Here is a 17,967-nt window from a genome sequence, read left to right as displayed (position 1 = left end):
GAGCTTGCGGCCGGCGGCAGCCAGGCTGCCTTCGTCCACCGCAAGGACGAACACTTTCATCGCATCCAGACGATCCATGCCTTCCCCGCCGCCCCTCAGATTCCGGCCGCAGGCTAGGCGTTCCCCTCCGCGGCGACAACCGTCGGCAGGCGCCGACCCGGCATTCGTTCGCGCCGCGAAAGAGTGTCTGCCGGACGGCGTGTATTCGCAGCCGGGCTGCCCCGGCGTACCTCACCACCCAAGCCGGCCGAGTGCTGGCGCAGGTTCTCAAGGCCAACAACAGGAGCCCGTTATGGGTATCGAGCAGAAAGTCGCCATCATCACCGGTGCTTCGCAGGGCATCGGCGCCGCCCTGGTCCAGGGTTTTCGGGACCGCAACTACCGCGTCGTCGCAACCGCACGCTCCATCAAGCCGTCAGGCGACGACGACGTCCTCGCCGTGGCCGGCGACATCGCCGACCGGAGCACCGCCGAGCGTGTGGTTTCGCAGGCCGTCGCCCGCTTCGGGCGCGTTGACACGCTGGTCAACAATGCCGGCATCTTCGTCGCAAAGCCGTTCACGCAGTACACGGCCGAGGATTACGCGGCGGTGATGGGCACCAACGTCGCGGGCTTCTTCCACATCACGCAGCTCGCGATCGCCGAGATGGAGAAGCAGGGTTCGGGTCACGTCGTCCAGATCACGACCACGCTGACCGATCAGGCCAATTCGAACGTCCCCTCGGTGCTGGCCTCGCTGAGCAAGGGCGGCCTCAACGCCGCGACCAAGTCGCTCGCGATCGAATACGCCAGGCGCGGCATTCGTGTGAACGCGGTCTCGCCAGGGATCATCAAGTCGCCGATGCATCCGACCGCGACGCATGCCCAGCTCAACGCACTGCACCCCGTGGGCCACATGGGCGAGATGTCCGACATCGTCGGTGCCGTCCTTTATCTCGAGGGCGCCTCCTTCGTCACCGGCGAGATCCTGCATGTCGACGGCGGCCAGAGCGCCGGCCACTGAGCGTGGGAGGAGATCCACAATGCCCATCGTCACCATTCAAGTGACCCGCGAAGGAACGACGCCAGGGGCGGCGTCGCTCACCGCGGAGGAGAAAGCCGCACTGATCAAGGGGTCGAGCCAGCTGCTGCTCGACGTGCTCGGCAAGCCGCTCGATTCCACCTTCGTCGTGATCGAGGAAGTCGACACCGACAATTGGGGCTGGGGCGGCCTGCCCGTGCCGGAGTTCCGGCGGCGCCGCGCCGCCCAGACAGGATGATCCGCGCGCGATCGCGCGCGCACGAGGGTGACATGACCAACGCAGATCTGAAACCACACGCCGGGGCTCGGCCACATCCGAGGCCAGTATCGGCCTCACGAGAGACCTCGTCAAAGCAGCACTCTTCGCAGCGGACCTGGCGATATGCGGCGGCGGGATTGTCCGCTTCGCTGGTCGGACTCGGCCTCGCCCGCTTTTCCTACACGCCGCTGATCCCGGCCCTGATCGCGGCAAAATGGTTCAGCGCATCGGATGTCGTCTATCTCGGCGCTGCGAACCTCGCCGGTTATCTCGCGGGCGCGCTCGCGGCACGGAGTGTCGCCAGCCGCATCGGCGCGGTTCGCGCGTTGCGGGCGATGATGCTGCTTGCCACCCTCTCCTTTTTCGCCAGCTCATCGCCGGTGTCGTTCACGTGGTTCTTCGCCTGGCGCTTCCTCTCCGGCCTCACCGGCGGAATCATCATGGTGCTGGCGGCCTCCGTCATTCTGCCGCACACCTCAGCAGCAAGGCGTGGCATCGTCGGCGGCGTGATCTTTGCCGGCGTCGGCCTCGGCGTCGCCGCATCGGGCACGCTGGTGCCGCTGCTGCTGCAACAGGGCCTGCAGCAGAGCTGGTATGGGCTCGGCGTGCTCTCCGCCCTGCTCACGCTCGCGAGCTGGTGGAACTGGCCCGCCGAAGCGAAGAGCGACACTCCGCTTTCTCAAACCAAGCCCCGTCAAACCTCGGCCATCGCCGGCACGCTGCTGATCCAGTACGGCCTCAACGCGGTGGCGTTGGTACCGCACATGGTCTTCATCGTCGATTTCGTGGCGCGCGGCCTCGGCCAGGGCATTGCCGCGGGATCGCGCTATTGGGTGCTGTACGGTCTCGGCGCCATCGTCGGCCCGCTCGTCACCGGCCATCTCGGTGACCGCGCCGGGTTCGGTCCGGCGTTGCGCGCGGCCTTTCTGATCGAGGCGGCCGCCGTGCTGCTGCCGACCGTCAGCACCGCACCTCTTTCCCTGATCGTATCGAGCCTCGTGGTCGGCGGCTTCACGCCGGGCATCGTGCCACTGGTGCTCGGACGTATCCATGAACTCGTTCCGCACTTTGCCGAGCAGCAGCGCGCGACCTGGAGCCATGCCACCACCAGCTTTGCACTGTTCCAGGCCGCGGCCGCTTACGGCTTCTCCTGGATCTACGCGCAGACCGGCGGCGATTATCCGGTGCTGTTCGCACTCGGCGGCGGCGCGGTGGGGCTGGCGCTCGCGATCGACCTTGCACTGGCACTTGCCACACGCAAGGCATAACTCCAGGCGGCGATGCGTTCAGGAATATCGCATCACGCCGTCGTCGATCCGGCCGAAGCGCAGGGAGACGATGTCGAGCGCGTAGTTCTGGTACAGCCGCCACGGCTGCTTCGAGCCCTGCTTCGGCATCTTGGCGACCGAGCGCTGCACATATCCCGAGGTGAAGTCCAGCGACGGCTGCGCGGTGATTTCGGGATCGTCGTTATGCGGCATGCACTGGCGGAAATTGTGCCGGTCCATGTAATTGATGAGACGGCAGACATATTCGCAGGTGAGATCGCATTTCAGCGTCCAGGACGCATTGGTGTAGCCGAAGGCCGAGGCCATGTTGGGCACGTCGGCATACATCATGCCCTTGTAGGTCAGCGTATTGGCGAAATCCACGGCACGGCCGTCGACACTGACGTCGAGACCGCCGACGACCTGGAGCACCAGCCCGGTCGCCGTCACGATGATGTCGGCGGCAAGCTCGCTGCCATCCTTCAGGCGAATCCCGTCCCGCGTGAACGTGTCGATCTCGCTGGTGACGACGGAGGCGCGCTGCTCGCGGATCGCCTTGAACAGGTCGCCGTCAGGCACGAGGCACAGCCGCTGGTCCCAGGGATTGTAGCGCGGCGTGAAATGGGTGGCGACGTCGTAGTCCGGGCCAAGCGCCATCTGCACGCCCTTGAGGACGAGTTCCTTGACCTTCGCAGGCCGCCGCCGGCTGAGCTGGAAGAAGAACATCCCCCACATCACGTTGCGCCAGCGGATGACATGATAGGCAAGCCGCGTCGGCAGATTACGGCGGATCTTGTTGGCGACGGGATCCTGCGCAGGGCGCGACACCACGTAGGTCGGCGAGCGCTGCAGCATGGTGACCTGCGCCGCCTTCTTGGCGAGCTCCGGCACCAGCGTCACCGCGGTCGCGCCCGAGCCGATCACCACGACGCGCTTGCCCGCGTAGTCGATGTCCTCGGTCCATTTCTGCGGATGGACGATGCGGCCGGCGAAATCAGCGGCGCCCTTGAACTCCGGCGTGTAGCCCGCCTCGTATTTGTAATAGCCCGAGCACAGAAATAAGAAATTGCAGGTGAAGCACACCAACTCGGTCGCGCCCTCGCCCGAGATGCGATCGGCCTCAATGGTCCAGCGTGCGTCCGGCGTCGACCACGAAGCCCGTTTGACGCGATGGCGGAAGCGGATGTGCTTCTCGATGCCGTTCTCGGCCGCGGTCTCGCGCACATAGTTCAGGATCTGCGGCCCATCCGCGATCGCCTTCGGATCGGTCCACGGCTTGAACGAATAGCCGAGCGTGAACATGTCGCTGTCGGAGCGGATGCCGGGATAGCGGAACAGATCCCAGGTGCCGCCGATGCAGTCGCGCCCCTCCAGGATGAGGTAGCTCTTGGTGGGACACTTGGTCTGAAGATGATAGCCCGCGCCGATGCCTGACAGGCCGGCACCGACGATGATGACGTCGAGATGTTCTGCGGCTTCGGCCATGGCGCTCTCCCTGGGCACAGCATGGGCAGCGCCGCGCCGAATTGCAACCGTCAGGAGATGGTCACACTGTAGACCCAGGTGGTGTCGAAATCCTCGTGGAATTCACCGCCTTCCCGTCCTGGAAGCGCCAGAAATCGAACTTCGGCGTCTTCGCGACCTTTTTGGTCTTCTTGTTGGTCTACGCGCATTCCCAGCGCGCGCCAACGACGTCGCCCCGCGCACGGCTCCAAGGCATTGGCTCGCTCGGAACCGGCTCCAACCGCGAAGCGGTTGGAACGTGTATCCACGGCAAACGACAGACTAATCCGGCGATCGAGTCGGCCTTTTGCTAGTAGAACTACTTTATATTCCCTTCCATTGCGGGTAGTACTTCGACCGCTTGAACGACCTGCGCTGGGAGCACCGTGAAATGTCGGTCCAGGCCTATTCGCCGTTTCGCGCTAATCTGATCACGCCGTCAGACCTCAGACGGCTCAACGAGATAAGACCGTGGGTTCCCGTCTTGGCGACGGTGGTCCACTGGACATTGATTGTAGCGGCCTGGACGATGGTCGCGCAGTGGCCGAACTTTGCCACAGCCGTCCTCGCCTTCTTCGTCGTCGGTGTGAATTTCTATGGCCTCTACATCATTATGCATGATGGACTCCATCGCAGACTCTTTCGATCGGTTACCCTCAATGATCTCTGGAACGATCTGACGATGACCGCCTCGATCGGCGCGATCACGCGGATCAATCGTCGCAACCACATGACGCACCATCATTCGACGTGCCTCGCGGACGACCCCGATCGTTTCAAATATGTGCACGAGGGCAAGGATGTGGTCATCCCCTTCATGGCATTTCTAAGTGGCGTCAGCCCGCTTGTGACGGCCGTCAGGAATGTGTTTTTCAAGCGATCGCCCCACTCCGTCGCTAGTCCCGTCGAACCCTCCGAGCGCTATCGGCTCCGAGACATCCTTCTTCTGGCCGCCTGGCAACTCGCTCTGATTGGTGGCCTGAGCTATTCGATCGGAGCCTGGGCTTATCCGTGCCTCTGGCTTGCGCCAACCTACGCCCTTGCCTACCGTGCCGATCTCGTGCGCGTATTCTGCGAGCATTCGATGATGATCGCCGATGAAGACGCAGACAGCTCGATGCGATTGATCACCTACGAGAGCAATTGGTTCGAGAAGCTGTTCTTCGCCCCTCACAACATGAACTATCATATGGCTCACCATCTTTGGCCGAGCATCCCGTACTACAACCTGCCCGAGGCTGATCGTCTGATACGCACCTCGGAGATCGCAAGGAACGGCGACACGCGGCTTGTGTGGCGAAAATCGTATGTCGGCTACCTGATCTCGTATGCCAATTGGCGGCGGAGCAACGCCGCAATTGTCATGCCCGAGCAATCCCATGCTTGAGCGAGGCATTGGTCTTCCGCCGAACTACGATACGAACGCACCACTGATCGAGACGGTACGCGTCAGTCATTGTCCCGTTTGCGGGTCCGATCATCGGCGCGAATATGCGCACGGATTCGATTATGAAATCGAGACGTGCCGCAATCTTTGGACCTTTTTCCAGTGCACCGAGTGTGAAGCGGTCTGGATCGATCCGCGACCGGCAAACGGTGAGCTGTCCACGATCTATCCGCCAACCTACTATGCCTACGATATGTCGGAAAAGCTGCCGGCCGTCATTCTCAAAGGCAAGGCGATGCTCGATCGCATCAAGCTTGCCGGGATCACCAAGCGGATGGAGAAAAAACCGACCAGCTATCTGGACGTCGGCTGCGGCGATGGCCGCTATCTCTACCAGTTCGCGGAACGGGGGATGTCGCGGGACCGCATCTATGGCATGGACTTGCCCTCGCCGGCGCTGCCCAAGCTTCAGAGTGACGGGTTCAGGGTTTGGGCGGGACGCGTCGAGGACTGCACCGAGATCGAACCGGGCACGATCGATCTCATCACGATGTTTCACGTGATCGAACATGTGGAAGATCCGATCGCCGTGATGCGCAAGTTAACGGAGTGGCTATCTCCTGGCGGAGTCCTGGCGCTCGAGACTCCGAACACCGACTCGATCGATCGCCGGCTCTTCTCCAATGGCTGGTGGGGCGGTCTTCATATTCCCCGGCATTGGACCCTCTTTAACAGCAAGAGCATCGGGCGGGCGGTCGAGAAGGCCGGACTGGAGCCAGCGGGCATTTTCTACCAGACCGGACATTCCTTCTGGCTTCACTCGTTCCGCCATGGCTTGCGCTACACCACGGTCCTGCCGATGCCGAAGCTTGCGGAATGGTTCAATCCGATGAAGTCACGCCTCCCGTTGATGGCGATCACAGGCTTTGAGTTGCTTCGTCGCACGCTTGGCGCAAGGACTTCGGCCATGCTGGTCCTTGCGCGCAAGCCTGGAGGTCCGCCGGTCGCGTGACCGACAACAGCGTGAGGCCGAAAAAAAGCCCCGGATTGCTCCGGGGCTTCGTGCGTTCTTGACGCGCGCTGCGCCTCAGTAGCGGTAGTGGTCCGACTTGTACGGGCCTTCCTGCTTCACGCCGATATAGTCGGCCTGGTCCTTGCGCAGCTCGGTGAGCTTGACGCCGATCTTGGCGAGGTGCAGGCGCGCGACCTTCTCGTCGAGCGACTTCGGCAGCACGTAGACTTCCTTCTTGTACTTGCCGTCCTTGTTATTGGCGAACAGCTCGATCTGCGCCAGGGTCTGGTTGGTGAAGGAGGCCGACATCACGAAGGACGGATGGCCCATCGCGTTGCCGAGGTTCACGAGGCGGCCTTCCGACAGCATGATGATGCGGTGCTTGTCCGGAAATTCGATCTCGTCGACCTGCGGCTTGATGTTGGTCCACTTCAGGTTACGCAGACCCGCGATCTGGATCTCGTTGTCGAAGTGACCGATGTTGCAGACGATGGCGCGATCCTTCATCGCGCGCATGTGTTCGATGGTGATGATGTCCTTGTTGCCGGTCGCGGTGACAAAGATGTCGGCGCGGGGAGCTGCGTCTTCCATGGTCACGACTTCGTAGCCTTCCATCGCGGCCTGCAGCGCGCAGATCGGATCGACTTCCGACACCATCACGCGGCAGCCGGCCTGGCGCAGCGAGGCGGCCGAACCCTTGCCGACGTCGCCGAAGCCGGCGACCATCGCAACCTTACCCGACATCATCACGTCGGTGCCGCGGCGGATGCCGTCGACCAGCGATTCACGGCAGCCATAGAGATTGTCGAACTTCGACTTGGTGACGCTGTCGTTGACGTTGATGGCGGGCCACAGCAGCGTGCCGGCCTTCTGCATGTCATAGAGACGATGCACGCCCGTGGTGGTCTCTTCGGACACGCCCTTGATGCTCTTGGCGATCTCGGCGAAGTATCCCTTGGGCTTTTCCTTGAGCTGCTTCTTCAGCAGCGCGAAGAAGACTTCCTCTTCTTCCGAACCCGGCTTGTCCAGGAACGCAGCGTCGCCGTTCTCGGCGCGCAGACCGAGATGGACGTACATGGTGGCGTCACCACCGTCGTCGAGGATCATGTTCGGGTGACCGCCGCCGTGCCAGTCGAACAGTTTTGCGGTGTAGTCCCAGTACTCGGTCAGCGTCTCGCCCTTGACGGCGAAGACGGGAATGCCGGCGGCAGCGATCGCGGCCGCAGCGTGGTCCTGCGTCGAATAGATGTTGCAGGAGACCCAGCGAATATCGGCGCCGAGGGCGGCCAGCGTCTCGATCAGCACGCCGGTCTGGATCGTCATGTGCAAGGAGCCGGCGATGCGCGCGCCCTTCAGCGGCTGCTTCGGGCCGTACTCTTCGCGGGTGGCCATCAGACCGGGCATCTCGGTCTCGGCGAGCGAGAGCTCCTTGCGGCCGAAATCGGCGAGCGAAATGTCCTTGACGATGTAATCGGTGAAGCCGGGCTTCGCGTTCATTGGAGGTTCCTGTTTGTTTGGCTCGTCATTCCGGACCCGCTCGCGAAACGAGCGAACCCGGAATCAGGCAGTTCGAGATTCCGGGTTCGCCGCTGTTGCGGCGCCCCGGAATGACGCAAGTGAATCAGAGCGCGCGCTTGAGCTGCTCGACGAGGTCGGTCTTCTCCCAGGAGAAGCCGCCCTCGTTGTCGGGCGTGCGGCCGAAATGGCCGTAGGCCGAGGTGCGCGCGTAGATCGGGCGATTGAGGTCGAGATGGCTGCGGATGCCGCGGGGCGTCAGATCCATCGCCTGCGCCGCCGCCTTCTCGAGCTGCTCCTCCGGCACCTTACCGGTGCCGTGGGTGTCGATGTAGATCGACAGCGGCCGCGCCACGCCGATGGCGTAGGCGAGCTGGAGCGTGCAGCGGTCGGCAAGGCCGGCGGCAACGATGTTCTTGGCGACGTAGCGCGCAGCATAAGCCGCGGAGCGGTCGACCTTGGTCGGATCCTTGCCGGAGAACGCGCCGCCGCCATGCGGGGCCGCGCCACCATAGGTGTCGACGATGATCTTACGGCCAGTCAGGCCGGAGTCACCATCGGGACCGCCGATGAAGAACTTGCCGGTCGGATTGATGTGCCAGATCGTCTTCGGCGTGATCCAGTCCTTCGGCAGCGCCTCGCGCACATAGGGCTCGACGATGTCGCGGATCTGCTTGGACGAGATGTCCTCGACCAGGTGCTGATGTGAGACCACGATCTCGCGCACGCCGACGGGCTTGCCGTTCTCGTACTGCACGGTGACCTGGCTCTTGGAGTCCGGACCGAGCACCTTCTCCTTGCCGGAGTGACGGGCTTCCGAGATCAGGCGCAGGATCTTGTGGGCGTAGAAGATCGGCGCCGGCATCAGATCGGGCGTCTCGTTGGTGGCGTAACCGAACATGATGCCCTGGTCGCCCGCGCCCTCTTCCTTGACCTCGCCCGGCTGCAGCGCATCAACGCCCTGGGCGATGTCGGCCGACTGCGGATGCAGGAGGATCTCGATGTCGCAGGTCTTCCAGTGGAAGCCTTCCTGCTCGTAGCCGATGTCCTTGATCGCACCGCGGACGACGCCCTCGATCTGCTCGTTGGTCACCGACTTCGGACCGCGGGTCTCACCGGCGATCACCACCTTGTTGGTGGTCGCCAGCGTTTCGCAGGCGGCGCGGATCTGCCAGGGGTCGATGCCGGCCTTCGGCCCTTCGCGGTAGAACAGATCGACGATCTCGTCGGAGATCCGGTCGCACACCTTGTCCGGATGGCCCTCGGACACGGACTCGCTGGTGAAGAGATAGGACGCGCGCATCAGTAACCCCTTGTTCCGCCGCTAAACCGGCGGGCGTTTGCGATGTTTACCTGTGGATGATGTCAATCACGCCGGCGCGAGATGACGTAGGATTCGTCGAGAAACCAGAGCCCATTGTACTTCCGCAGCACGTCCCTGGCGGCATCCAGAGTGCGGCCGTTTTGAGTCATTTCTGTCAACCGGTCGTCCTCAATCTGAGCGACATACACCGCCGCATTCCACGCTGCAAAGGCTGTCGAGGTTCCGATCGTCCCGGTTACCTCGTTGGGCAGCGCTTCCATATCATACCTGAAGATCGAGCGGTTATCCGCATATGCATTAAAATTTAAGTCGCGGCCCAACGAGCCAAGTTCATACTTAACGGCGCGCAATAGCTCATGACGGCTCACGGCGAAAGGATTTTCTCCTGGCCAGATCGCCTGGATCATTTCCATGCCCGGATCCTGGCCGTGGGAGTGGATTCCGATCAGCCGGCCTCCCGGCCGAAGCGCCCGCGCCAGAGGCGCGATGATCCGCTTTGCCCGGAAATTGACCGAGGACAGGGCGCGGTAGGGCTGGGATGCGATGACGAGGTCGAAATTGGCCTCGGTCTGGCCCGGCCGCGGAATGGTCGAATCCAGCAGGAATCTGTGGTCCTCGCGATAGAGCACCAGGACGACCGGCCGTTCGTACAGCGGCATGGCCGTGCGTGGGCTGATCGCGGCGCGCCAGTTCTGCTCCAGGAACGGTCTCAGCTCCGCGATCTGCTGCTCGAACTCACCTGAAGAGGCGCCCCGCAGCGGGACCTCGTGCCAGACGGTCGCAGCCGCCGCCGCCGGCGATGCCGGCGTCAGCCAGGGCGCCTCCGAGTAGAACATGTTGGTGAAGACGAAAACCGACGCGGGATGCTCGAAAATGCGGTCCGGCACCTTCTCCAGCGTCAGGCGCAGGTCTTCCAGGCTGAGCTCCTTGCCGGCGACGTAGAACGGCATGTGCGGGTAGCGCTGATGCGTCGCGCGCAGCACCCGCGCCAGCACCGTGCCGTCGCCCACGCCGGCGTCGAACACGCGCAAGGCCGGTGGGCGCGGATGGATGGAGGAAAGCTCCAGTGCGACCCTGTCGGCGACCACCCGCTTCTCGCTGCAGGTGTGGACGAACAGCAGGTACTTCTGGCGATTCTCGAAGAAACGGAAATTGCCGCGTGGATCGCGCTTTTCGGGCGGCACCTGAAGCCCGCGCGGCGGCGGAACGCCGCCGGCCATCGATGCCGCCATATAGGCCTGGATCCGGTCCAGCGTATCGATGGTGATGCGCTTGCCCTCGCGCAGGCGATGCACCAGCTTCCCATCGTTCACCGCCCGCCGGCCGAACGTCGATTCCGCCATGTCCGCCTTGCGGCAGAACTCCGTGATCTGGCTCAGGATTTCGTCGTTTTTCATCGGTGGGAACTTGGTGGGCAGACCTGTTGGGCACTGTTCTCTAACAAATTCTGCCCACTCAGAGAATACCCTGGAATTGCTCCACGTGCTGTCGATTGGCGGTGCTACGCCGATTGGGGACACTCCCGTCGTGCGTCTGGCCGTGCCTACACTTATCGGTATACATGGCGGACGGGATGTTCGGGGCTGGATATGTTGAGGTCGTTTTGGCTTGCAGTGGTGTTGCTCGCTGCACTCTCAGGTACTGGTCACGCGGGCTACCTGGCCGACAATCCCGACGAAGTCTTCCAGTCCGTCTATGCGCGCATCGGGCCACTCCCGGTCGCCGCCACGCGCGACCCGTCCGTCTGGCTGAAGCTGGAAGAGCTCAAGCGCGAGCCCTGCGACCAGAAGAGCATCGATGATCTTGCGCAGTGGCTCGACAAGCTCGGCTATCGGCGACAGGCCGCTGACGGACTCTTCAATTTCGTCAAGCACTGCGGGGCGCCGCTGACCGCACTGAACAAGGCAGTCAGCATCTACATAAGACTGACCGACTACCCGAAAGCCGTCGAAGCGGCGGACGAGTACGTCAGGCGCGCCCCATCCGACCAAACCGCGCGCTACCTGCGCGGCATGGCGCTGGATGGTGCCGGCGACTATCGCCGCGCGCTGACCGATTACTCCGACACGATTGAGCTTTTCGCCGGCGACAAGAAGATGGTGTCCAGCAGCGTGTTCCTGCGCATGGCCAACGCCTACGCCGCCTTGAAGCAGTTCTGCGAGGCGACAGCGCCGATCAACCGTTGGGTTGCGTTCGATCCCGCCACGCGCGACACCAGCAAGACCCAGAAGATCATCGCCGACTATGAGCGGCAGGGTAATTGCGTCTCATCGAACGAGCTCCGCAAGGAGAGCTTCCCATTGCAGGGACAGAGAGGTGTCGTCACCGCCAAGGCGGAGATCAACGGCGTGCGCGGGCTGTTCGTGCTCGACACCGGTGCGAGCTACGTGTCGGTGAAGTCGTCCTTCGCGAGCAAGGCCAAGATTGCAGACGGCGGCGCAAGCGAGATCACGCTGAACACCGCCAACGGGCAGATCAAGGCTAAGCTCACCAAAGCCGACAAGGTCGCGCTGGGCAAGCTCGAGGCGACCAACGTGCCGATCGCAGTTCAGAGCAGCGACGACAAGAGTTATGGGCCAGGCATCGACGGCCTCCTCGGCATGAGCTTCCTGTCGCGGTTTGAGGTGCAGATGGCGCGTGGATCGATGGAGATCCGGACCCGGCAGCCAAGGAAGTGACTTGCGGCTGCCTGGGTAAGCCCGGGCGTGAACCGGGACATAGGCCGGCGCGACCAAACGGCTGAAACCACCGTCGAAATCCGCCTGTCGCCGAGGTCTGCGTGCGCCGCCTGCTGCTGATCCCCGCTCTGCTTGCCGCCCTGCCCTGGTCCGCACCCAGCTTCGCGCAGGCGCGCAGCCAGCTTGGGCCGCTCTGCACCACCGACACGACGCCAGCGGACAAGATGATCGACGCCTGCAACAAGATCATCGCCTTGAAGGTGTTTCGAGGCGAGCAGCTTGCGACGATCCATTTCTGGCGCGCGGTGGGCTGGAACAAGAAGGGCGACTACGCAAAAGTCATCACCGACGCCACCGAAGCGATCCGGCTCCAGCCGAGCCAGGCGGCCTATAATCTCAGGGGCTCGGCCTATTACGACAAGGGCGAGTACGACATCGCGATCGCCGATTTCGACGACGCGCTGAAACTCGGACCGCCCAGCGGCATCATCTTCCACAATCGCGGCAACGCCTGGCGCGGCAAGCACGACTATGCCAAGGCCATTGCCGATTACGACATGTCGATCAAGGCCGATCCGAAATCGGCGTTCTCGTTCCAGAACCGCGGCATCTCGAAACAGGCGCTCGGCGATCTCGACGACGCGCTCGCCGACATCAACCAGGCGATCCGGTTAGACCCCTCGCTGCCGCAGCCGCTGATCAACCGCACCGCGATCTGGCGCGCCAAGGGCGATCTCGATCGCGTCATCGCCGACGGCAGCGAGGCGATCCGGCTCGCCAGGGACAAACCGCCGGCCAACATCATGACGCCGCCGAACAGCGTGCTGATCTCCGGCTACACCCATCGCGCGCTGGCCTATGAAGCGAAGGGTGACTACGCAAGCGCGCGCGAGGACTACAAGGCCGCGCTCGCGGTCGTGGCGTCGGACGCCGGCAGCAAGGCCAATCAGGCCACCGCAAAGGTGCGGCTCTCGCTCGTCACCGAAGCGCCCGCACCGGTCCCGCGCGACGCGCCGATGTCGATCGCGCAGCAGCCCGGCACGCCGTCACAGCAGCAGGCGACCGCGACGCCGGCGCCCTCGCCATCTCCGCTCGCGAGCGGCCGCGGCAAGCGCATGGCGCTGATTATCGGCAACGGCGCCTATCAACACGTCAAGGCACTACCCAACCCGTCCAGCGATGCCCGTGCGGTCGCAAAGAGCCTGCGCGAGATCGGCTTCACCGTATCGGAGGGCGTCGATCTCGACCGTGCCGCGATGCAGAAGATGACGCGCGACTTCCTGCGCGAGGCCGCACGGGCGCAGGTGGCGGTGGTCTATTATGCCGGCCATGGCGTGCAGGTCGACGGCCGCAACTACCTCATTCCCGTCGACGTCGAACTCAAGCCGGGCACGGGCATGACAGAAGCGATGATCGACATGGACACGATCATGGCCGGCCTCGACGACCAGGTTCGCACCAACATCCTGATCTTCGATGCCTGCCGCAACAATCCCATGGCGCAGCAGGTCGCATCCGCCGGCAGCAGTCGCGGCATCGAGGGCGCTTCGGGTCTCGCTGCACCGACGAGCCTCGGCAGCGGCGCGACGTTAGGGGCCGGCACGCTGATCGCATTCGCGACCGCGCCGGGCCAGGTCGCGCTCGACGGCGAAGGCGCGAATTCGCCGTTCTCTGCCGCGTTGTCTCGCCATCTCGGCACCCCGGGGTTGGAGGTACAGCAGATGCTGACGCGGGTGCGGGCGGAGGTGGTTTCGAGCACCAAGAACAAGCAGGTGCCGTGGTCGAACTCGTCGCTGCTGGGCGAGGTCTATCTGGCGGAGAAGTGAGATGGTCTCGTGCCCCGGACGCAGCGCAGCGCTTTCCTGGCGATGCGTAGCATCGTCCAGTTCAGCGGTGCGCTGCAGAACCGGGGCCCATTTTCCCGCGGGGGCAGCTCGTTGCTTTCTGGGTCCCGGCTCTGCACCGCAACGCTAAGCGCGTTGCAGCGCGTCCGGGACAGGAGCGAGGCGAGCGCTGCCCGTCAGTTGCCCCACACTTCCTTCGCGATCTCGACCGCAAGGCTCAGCTTCGCCCACTGCTCTTCCTCGGAGAGGACGTTGCCCTCTTCCGTCGAGGCAAAGCCGCATTGCGGCGACAGCGCTAGTTGCTCCAGCGGGGCGAACTTGGCGGCTTCTTCCAGACGGCGCTTGATGTCGTCCTTCTTCTCGAGCTCTCCGAACTTCGAGGTGATGACGCCGACCACGACGACCTTGTTGCCCTTGGGCAGGAAGCGCAGCGGCTCGAAGCCGCCGGCGCGGTCGCTGTCATATTCGAGGAAATAGCCGTCGTAATTGGTGCCGGCGAGCATGGTCTCGGCAACCGGCTCATAGCCGCCCGAAGAAATCCAGGTCGAACGGAAATTGCCACGGCAGACATGCGTCGTCACCACCATGTCGGCGGGCTTCTCGGCCAGCGCGTAGTTGATGATGCGGGCATAGATCTGCTGGAGACCGTCCGGATTGTCGCCGCGCTCGCGCGCCTTCTGCAGTTCATCCTGCGAGCAGAGATAGGCCCACACGGTGTCGTCGAACTGGAGATAGCGGCAGCCGGCATCGTAGAACGCTTTGACGGCTTTCCGGTAGGTCTTGCCGAGGTCTTCGTAGAAGGCCTCAAGATCGGGATAGACGTCCTTGGAAATCGACTTGCGGCCGCCGCGGAAGTGCAGCACTGCCGGCGAAGGTATCGTCATCTTGGCGGTGACGTGGGCCTGGTCGGCGACCTTCTTCAGGAAGCGGAAGTGGTCCAGCATCGGGTGGTCGTCGGGAAAGTCGAGCTTGTCGATCACCCGCACCGCGTCGTGCCGGGTCTGCACGCCTGCGAACTGGATGCCGGTGTCGGGATGAAACAGCTCGCAGCCGGTGAGCTTGGCCAGGAAGTCGAAATGCCACCATGAGCGGCGGAACTCGCCGTCGGTCGCGAGCTTGAGCCCGATCGAGGCCTGCTTGTGCACGACCTTCTCGATCTCCATGTCCTCGATCTTGCGCAGATCGTCGGCCGAGATCTCACCCTTCTCGAGCCGGCTACGGGCTTCCTTGATCTTGGCCGGACGCAGGAGGCTGCCGACCTCGTCGGCGCGGAAGGGGGCTTTGGTTCGCTGCATGTCTTACTCCCTGGACATTTTAGTTTAGTGAGCCGCCGCCCCGGCGACGCCGAGATGGCGTTCCAGGACCGAGGGGTCGGTTTTCAGCGCGGCGCTCGGAGCATCGTGGACGATCGTCCCGCGCTCCAATATCACAACGCGGTCGGCCAGCCCCAGAATCTTTTGGGCATTCTGTTCGACGATGATCGAGCAGATGCCGCCTGCCCGCGTGATGCTGCCAATCGCCTTCAAGAGCTCCTCGACAATGATGGGGGCAAGGCCCTCTGTCGGCTCGTCCAGCAACAGCACTTTCGGATTGAGGGTGAGCGCGCGGCCGATCGCCAGCATCTGCTGCTCGCCGCCGGAGAGCTGGTTGCCGAAATTGCTCCGTCGCTCCTTCAGCCGCGGGAACATCTCGTAGACCTTCTCGACCGACCAGGGACCGGGCTGCGCCACCGCGGTCATGTTCTCTTCCACAGTGAGCGAGCGAAAGATGTTGCGCTCCTGCGGCACCCAGCCGATGCCGGCGCGCGCCCGCTGGTCAGGCCGGAGCGAAGTGACATCGGTGCCGGCGAGCGCCACGCTGCCTGAGAAGCGGCGGGTGACGCCGACGATCGAATTGATCAGCGTGGTCTTGCCGGTGCCGTTGCGGCCCAGCAGCGCCAGCACCTGGCCCTCGGCGAGGCGCAGGGACATGTTGGGCAGCACCACCGCCTCGCCATAACCGGCGCGCAACGAATCGATCGCGAGCAGGTCAGACATTGACCGCCTCCTCGCCGAGATAGACGGCCTTGACCTGCGGATCGCGCGCGACCTGCTCGGGCGGGCCCTCGGTGAGCAGCGCGCCCGAAACCAGCACGGAGATGCGGTCGGCGAAGGAGAACACGAGGTCCATGTCGTGCTCGATCAACAGCACGGTGACGTCGCGCGGCAGGCTGCCGACGACCGCGAGAATGTCGTGGCGCTCGCTCTCGGGCACGCCGGCGGCGGGCTCATCGAGCAGCAGCACACGCGGCTTGGCGGCGATCGCGACCGCGATCTCGAGCAGGCGCTGCTTGCCGTAGGGCAGCGTCACGGTCTGTTCGTTCATGACGTCGAGCAGGTGGAAGCGCGTGAGCAGATCGGCGATCTCGCCGTTGACGTCGCTGCGCGTGCCCATCCGCCGCCACCAGTCGCCGCCATGCCCGAGCCGCTCGGAAACGGCAAGGCCAATGGTCTCGAGCGGCGTCAGGTCAGGATAGAGCTGGTTGATCTGGAAGGTGCGCGACAGGCCGCGCAGCACACGCTTGTGCACGGGAAGATCGGTGATGTCCTGGCCTTCGAGCAGGATGCGGCCCGAATTCGGCTTGAGCACGCCGGTGAGCTGGTTGATGACCGTGGTCTTGCCGGCGCCGTTCGGGCCAATCAGCGCGTGGCGAGCGCCCTGCTCGATCTTCAAGGACAGGTCGCGGGTGACGCGCAGGCCGCCGAACTGCTTTTCGAGATTTTGGGTTTCGAGCACGATGGTCATGCGTCGCTCTCCGGCACGGCGACGACGGCCTTGCGTCCCGCAATCTGCCTGATGACCAGATTGGGTACGTACAGCACCCAGCGGTGCAGGCGCTGACGGCCGACCAGCACGATCACGACCAGCACGAGACCGATCCAGAATTGCCAGTACTGCGGGGTGATGGTGGAGAACACTTCCTGGAGCATGCGGAAGATCACCGCGCCAACCAGTCCGCCGTAGAGGTAACCGGTGCCGCCGATGACGAGCACCAGCATCAGATCGGCGGAGCGTTCGAAGGCAAACACGTCGAGCGAGGCGATCGCCGTGGTCTGGGTGAACAGCGCGCCCGCGACGCCGGCATAGAACGCCGCGAGCGTGTAGATCGCGATGAGGCGGCGGTTGACGGGAATGCCGATCGCGGCGGCGCGCAGCGGATTGTTCTTGATCGCGCGCAGCGACAGGCCGAACGGCGAATGCACCACGCGGCGGGCGAACAGGAAGAGCAGGAACAGGACAGCCAGCGAATAGAAGAAACCGGCCTTGCCGAACATATCGAAGGGAATCTGGCCGAAGATCGGCTGCATCTCGATGCCCTGCAGGCCGTCGGTACCGCCGGTGATGTTGGAGAAGCGCTCGGCGAGCGCTTCCAGCAGCAGCGCGATGCCGAGTGTCACCATCAGGCGCGTCAGATCGACGCCGCGGATCACCAGGAAACTGGTGGCAAAGCCGAGCACCATCGCGGCCAGGCCAGCGACGATCAGCGCCAACACGGGCTCGTTCACGATACCATGAAGCGCGAGAAGCCCCGCGGCATAAGCGCCGACGCCGAAGAAGGCAGCATGCCCGAGCGAGACGATGCCGGCATAGCCGAGGATGAGATCCAGCGACATCGCAAACAGCGCCAGCCGCAGGATGTCGGTCATGATCAGATAGCGCGTGGGAAATGCAAAGCCGCAGGCCAGCACGATCAGCCAGAAGGCGACTTCGCCGTAGTGCCAGCGCGCCTGGCGCTGGGCGTGATGACCGACGTCGGAGGAAGCACTCATCGGCGAACTCAACGCGCGGCCGTGCGGCCGAACAGGCCGTTCGGACGCCAGATCAGGATCACGATCATCATGGTGTAGATCACGAAGGGGCCCATCTTCGGCACGTAATATTTGCCGGCGACGTCGCCGATACCGAGCAGGAGCGAGGCGAGGAACGGGCCGGTGATCGAGGACGAGCCGCCGACGGTGACCACGATCAGGAAGTAGATCATGAACTTCAGCGGGAAATACGGATCGAGGCCAAGGATCTCAGCGCTCAGTGCGCCGCCGAGGCCGGCAAGCCCGCAGCCAAAGGCAAAGGTGAAGGCGAACACCTGCGGCACGTTGATGCCGAGGCCGCTTGCGGC

17 protein-coding genes are annotated in these 17,967 nt (G+C 63.7%); 8 read left to right on the top strand and 9 right to left on the bottom strand.

Annotated features, from left to right (window positions below; translation table 11 throughout):
• Window positions 1-292 precede the first annotated feature (292 nt).
• The 3 genes from IC66_RS0121775 to IC66_RS0121765 are packed head-to-tail and all read left to right on the top strand — an operon-like array spanning window position 293 to window position 2,548.
• Window positions 293-1,003, top strand: coding sequence for an SDR family NAD(P)-dependent oxidoreductase (locus tag IC66_RS0121775; protein WP_038949032.1), 711 nt, complete (start codon window positions 293-295; stop codon window positions 1,001-1,003).
• A 19-nt stretch (window positions 1,004-1,022) separates the two neighbouring features.
• Window positions 1,023-1,259, top strand: a complete 237-nt coding sequence (locus tag IC66_RS0121770; RefSeq protein WP_028173203.1) for a tautomerase family protein — start codon at window positions 1,023-1,025, stop codon at window positions 1,257-1,259.
• A 32-nt stretch (window positions 1,260-1,291) separates the two neighbouring features.
• Window positions 1,292-2,548: a YbfB/YjiJ family MFS transporter gene (locus tag IC66_RS0121765; protein WP_038949031.1), complete on the top strand. Its 1,257-nt coding sequence runs from the start codon at window positions 1,292-1,294 to the stop codon at window positions 2,546-2,548.
• A gap of 18 nt (window positions 2,549-2,566) precedes the next feature.
• On the opposite strand, the gene IC66_RS0121760 is transcribed toward IC66_RS0121765, so the two are convergent.
• Window positions 2,567-4,033, bottom strand: a complete 1,467-nt coding sequence (locus tag IC66_RS0121760; RefSeq protein WP_038949030.1) for a flavin-containing monooxygenase — start codon at window positions 4,031-4,033, stop codon at window positions 2,567-2,569.
• 95 nt (window positions 4,034-4,128) lie between these two features.
• Between IC66_RS0121760 and IC66_RS0121755 the strand changes: the two genes are divergently transcribed.
• The 3 genes from IC66_RS0121755 (at window position 4,129) to IC66_RS0121745 (ending at window position 6,450) form a co-directional block, all read left to right on the top strand.
• Complete coding sequence (locus tag IC66_RS0121755; RefSeq protein WP_038949029.1) at window positions 4,129-4,365, top strand: hypothetical protein; 237 nt, start codon at window positions 4,129-4,131, stop codon at window positions 4,363-4,365.
• Between the two features lie 77 nt (window positions 4,366-4,442).
• The gene (locus IC66_RS0121750; RefSeq protein ID WP_157158075.1) at window positions 4,443-5,438 is read left to right on the top strand and encodes a fatty acid desaturase; all 996 of its coding nucleotides are present in this window, start codon (window positions 4,443-4,445) and stop codon (window positions 5,436-5,438) included.
• On the top strand, window positions 5,431-6,450 hold the full coding sequence (locus IC66_RS0121745) for a class I SAM-dependent methyltransferase (RefSeq protein ID WP_038949027.1): 1,020 nt from the start codon (window positions 5,431-5,433) through the stop codon (window positions 6,448-6,450). The genes IC66_RS0121750 and IC66_RS0121745 overlap by 8 nt, the downstream gene beginning before the upstream one ends.
• Before the next feature lie 75 nt (window positions 6,451-6,525).
• Here IC66_RS0121745 and ahcY read toward each other — a convergent pair whose 3' ends face one another.
• The 3 genes from ahcY to IC66_RS0121730 form a co-directional block, all read right to left on the bottom strand.
• Window positions 6,526-7,947: an adenosylhomocysteinase gene (gene ahcY, locus IC66_RS0121740; protein WP_028143344.1), complete on the bottom strand. Its 1,422-nt coding sequence runs from the start codon at window positions 7,945-7,947 to the stop codon at window positions 6,526-6,528.
• A 124-nt stretch (window positions 7,948-8,071) separates the two neighbouring features.
• On the bottom strand, window positions 8,072-9,268 hold the full coding sequence (gene metK, locus IC66_RS0121735; protein ID WP_028143345.1) for a methionine adenosyltransferase: 1,197 nt from the start codon (window positions 9,266-9,268) through the stop codon (window positions 8,072-8,074).
• A gap of 62 nt (window positions 9,269-9,330) precedes the next feature.
• Window positions 9,331-10,686 carry a hypothetical protein gene (locus tag IC66_RS0121730; protein ID WP_028143346.1) on the bottom strand — a complete coding sequence of 452 codons (1,356 nt, stop codon included), beginning with the start codon at window positions 10,684-10,686 and terminating at the stop codon, window positions 9,331-9,333.
• Between the two features lie 192 nt (window positions 10,687-10,878).
• On the opposite strand from IC66_RS0121730, the gene IC66_RS0121725 reads away from it, so the two are divergent.
• A complete protein-coding gene (locus tag IC66_RS0121725; protein ID WP_038949026.1) occupies window positions 10,879-11,967 on the top strand; it encodes a TIGR02281 family clan AA aspartic protease in 1,089 nt (362 codons plus the stop codon).
• A gap of 101 nt (window positions 11,968-12,068) precedes the next feature.
• Window positions 12,069-13,793 carry a caspase family protein gene (locus IC66_RS0121720; RefSeq protein ID WP_038949025.1) on the top strand — a complete coding sequence of 575 codons (1,725 nt, stop codon included), beginning with the start codon at window positions 12,069-12,071 and terminating at the stop codon, window positions 13,791-13,793.
• Window positions 13,794-13,987: 194 nt separating this feature from the next.
• Here IC66_RS0121720 and IC66_RS0121715 read toward each other — a convergent pair whose 3' ends face one another.
• From IC66_RS0121715 to IC66_RS0121695, 5 genes are all read right to left on the bottom strand, one after another.
• Entirely contained in the window at window positions 13,988-15,106 is a 1,119-nt protein-coding gene (locus IC66_RS0121715; protein ID WP_038949024.1) for a cobalamin-independent methionine synthase II family protein, read from the bottom strand.
• 24 nt (window positions 15,107-15,130) lie between these two features.
• The gene (locus tag IC66_RS0121710; protein ID WP_028143349.1) at window positions 15,131-15,847 is read right to left on the bottom strand and encodes an ABC transporter ATP-binding protein; all 717 of its coding nucleotides are present in this window, start codon (window positions 15,845-15,847) and stop codon (window positions 15,131-15,133) included.
• Window positions 15,840-16,595, bottom strand: coding sequence for an ABC transporter ATP-binding protein (locus IC66_RS0121705; protein ID WP_028143350.1), 756 nt, complete (start codon window positions 16,593-16,595; stop codon window positions 15,840-15,842). Before IC66_RS0121705 ends, IC66_RS0121710 begins: the two co-directional genes overlap by 8 nt.
• A complete protein-coding gene (locus IC66_RS0121700; protein WP_028143351.1) occupies window positions 16,592-17,620 on the bottom strand; it encodes a branched-chain amino acid ABC transporter permease in 1,029 nt (342 codons plus the stop codon). Before IC66_RS0121700 ends, IC66_RS0121705 begins: the two co-directional genes overlap by 4 nt.
• 8 nt (window positions 17,621-17,628) lie before the next feature.
• Window positions 17,629-17,967: ABC transporter permease subunit (locus IC66_RS0121695; RefSeq protein WP_038949023.1), on the bottom strand; the 339-nt coding region annotated here is incomplete at its 5' end.

The organism is Bradyrhizobium genomosp. III, from assembly GCF_000261705.1.
In the GTDB taxonomy this organism is placed as follows: Bacteria; Pseudomonadota; Alphaproteobacteria; order Rhizobiales; family Xanthobacteraceae; genus Bradyrhizobium; species Bradyrhizobium ottawaense.
The sequence above is the reverse complement of the archived record's forward strand: the minus strand, read 5'-3'. Positions and strand labels throughout refer to the sequence as shown.

Bases quoted from the DNA above. Each gene is read 5' to 3' on its own strand.
- IC66_RS0121725 (WP_038949026.1), top strand. From the start codon at position 10,879: ATGTTGAGGTCGTTTTGGCTTGCAGTGGTGTTGCTCGCTGCACTCTCA.
- IC66_RS0121760 (WP_038949030.1), bottom strand. From the start codon at position 4,033: ATGGCCGAAGCCGCAGAACATCTCGACGTCATCATCGTCGGTGCCGGC.
- IC66_RS0121710 (WP_028143349.1), bottom strand. From the start codon at position 15,847: ATGTCTGACCTGCTCGCGATCGATTCGTTGCGCGCCGGTTATGGCGAG.
- IC66_RS0121765 (WP_038949031.1), top strand. From the start codon at position 1,292: ATGACCAACGCAGATCTGAAACCACACGCCGGGGCTCGGCCACATCCG.
- IC66_RS0121745 (WP_038949027.1), top strand. From the start codon at position 5,431: ATGCTTGAGCGAGGCATTGGTCTTCCGCCGAACTACGATACGAACGCA.
- IC66_RS0121770 (WP_028173203.1), top strand. From the start codon at position 1,023: ATGCCCATCGTCACCATTCAAGTGACCCGCGAAGGAACGACGCCAGGG.
- metK (WP_028143345.1), bottom strand. From the start codon at position 9,268: ATGCGCGCGTCCTATCTCTTCACCAGCGAGTCCGTGTCCGAGGGCCAT.
- IC66_RS0121775 (WP_038949032.1), top strand. From the start codon at position 293: ATGGGTATCGAGCAGAAAGTCGCCATCATCACCGGTGCTTCGCAGGGC.
- IC66_RS0121715 (WP_038949024.1), bottom strand. From the start codon at position 15,106: ATGCAGCGAACCAAAGCCCCCTTCCGCGCCGACGAGGTCGGCAGCCTC.
- IC66_RS0121700 (WP_028143351.1), bottom strand. From the start codon at position 17,620: ATGAGTGCTTCCTCCGACGTCGGTCATCACGCCCAGCGCCAGGCGCGC.
- IC66_RS0121705 (WP_028143350.1), bottom strand. From the start codon at position 16,595: ATGACCATCGTGCTCGAAACCCAAAATCTCGAAAAGCAGTTCGGCGGC.
- IC66_RS0121750 (WP_157158075.1), top strand. From the start codon at position 4,443: ATGTCGGTCCAGGCCTATTCGCCGTTTCGCGCTAATCTGATCACGCCG.
- ahcY (WP_028143344.1), bottom strand. From the start codon at position 7,947: ATGAACGCGAAGCCCGGCTTCACCGATTACATCGTCAAGGACATTTCG.
- IC66_RS0121730 (WP_028143346.1), bottom strand. From the start codon at position 10,686: ATGAAAAACGACGAAATCCTGAGCCAGATCACGGAGTTCTGCCGCAAG.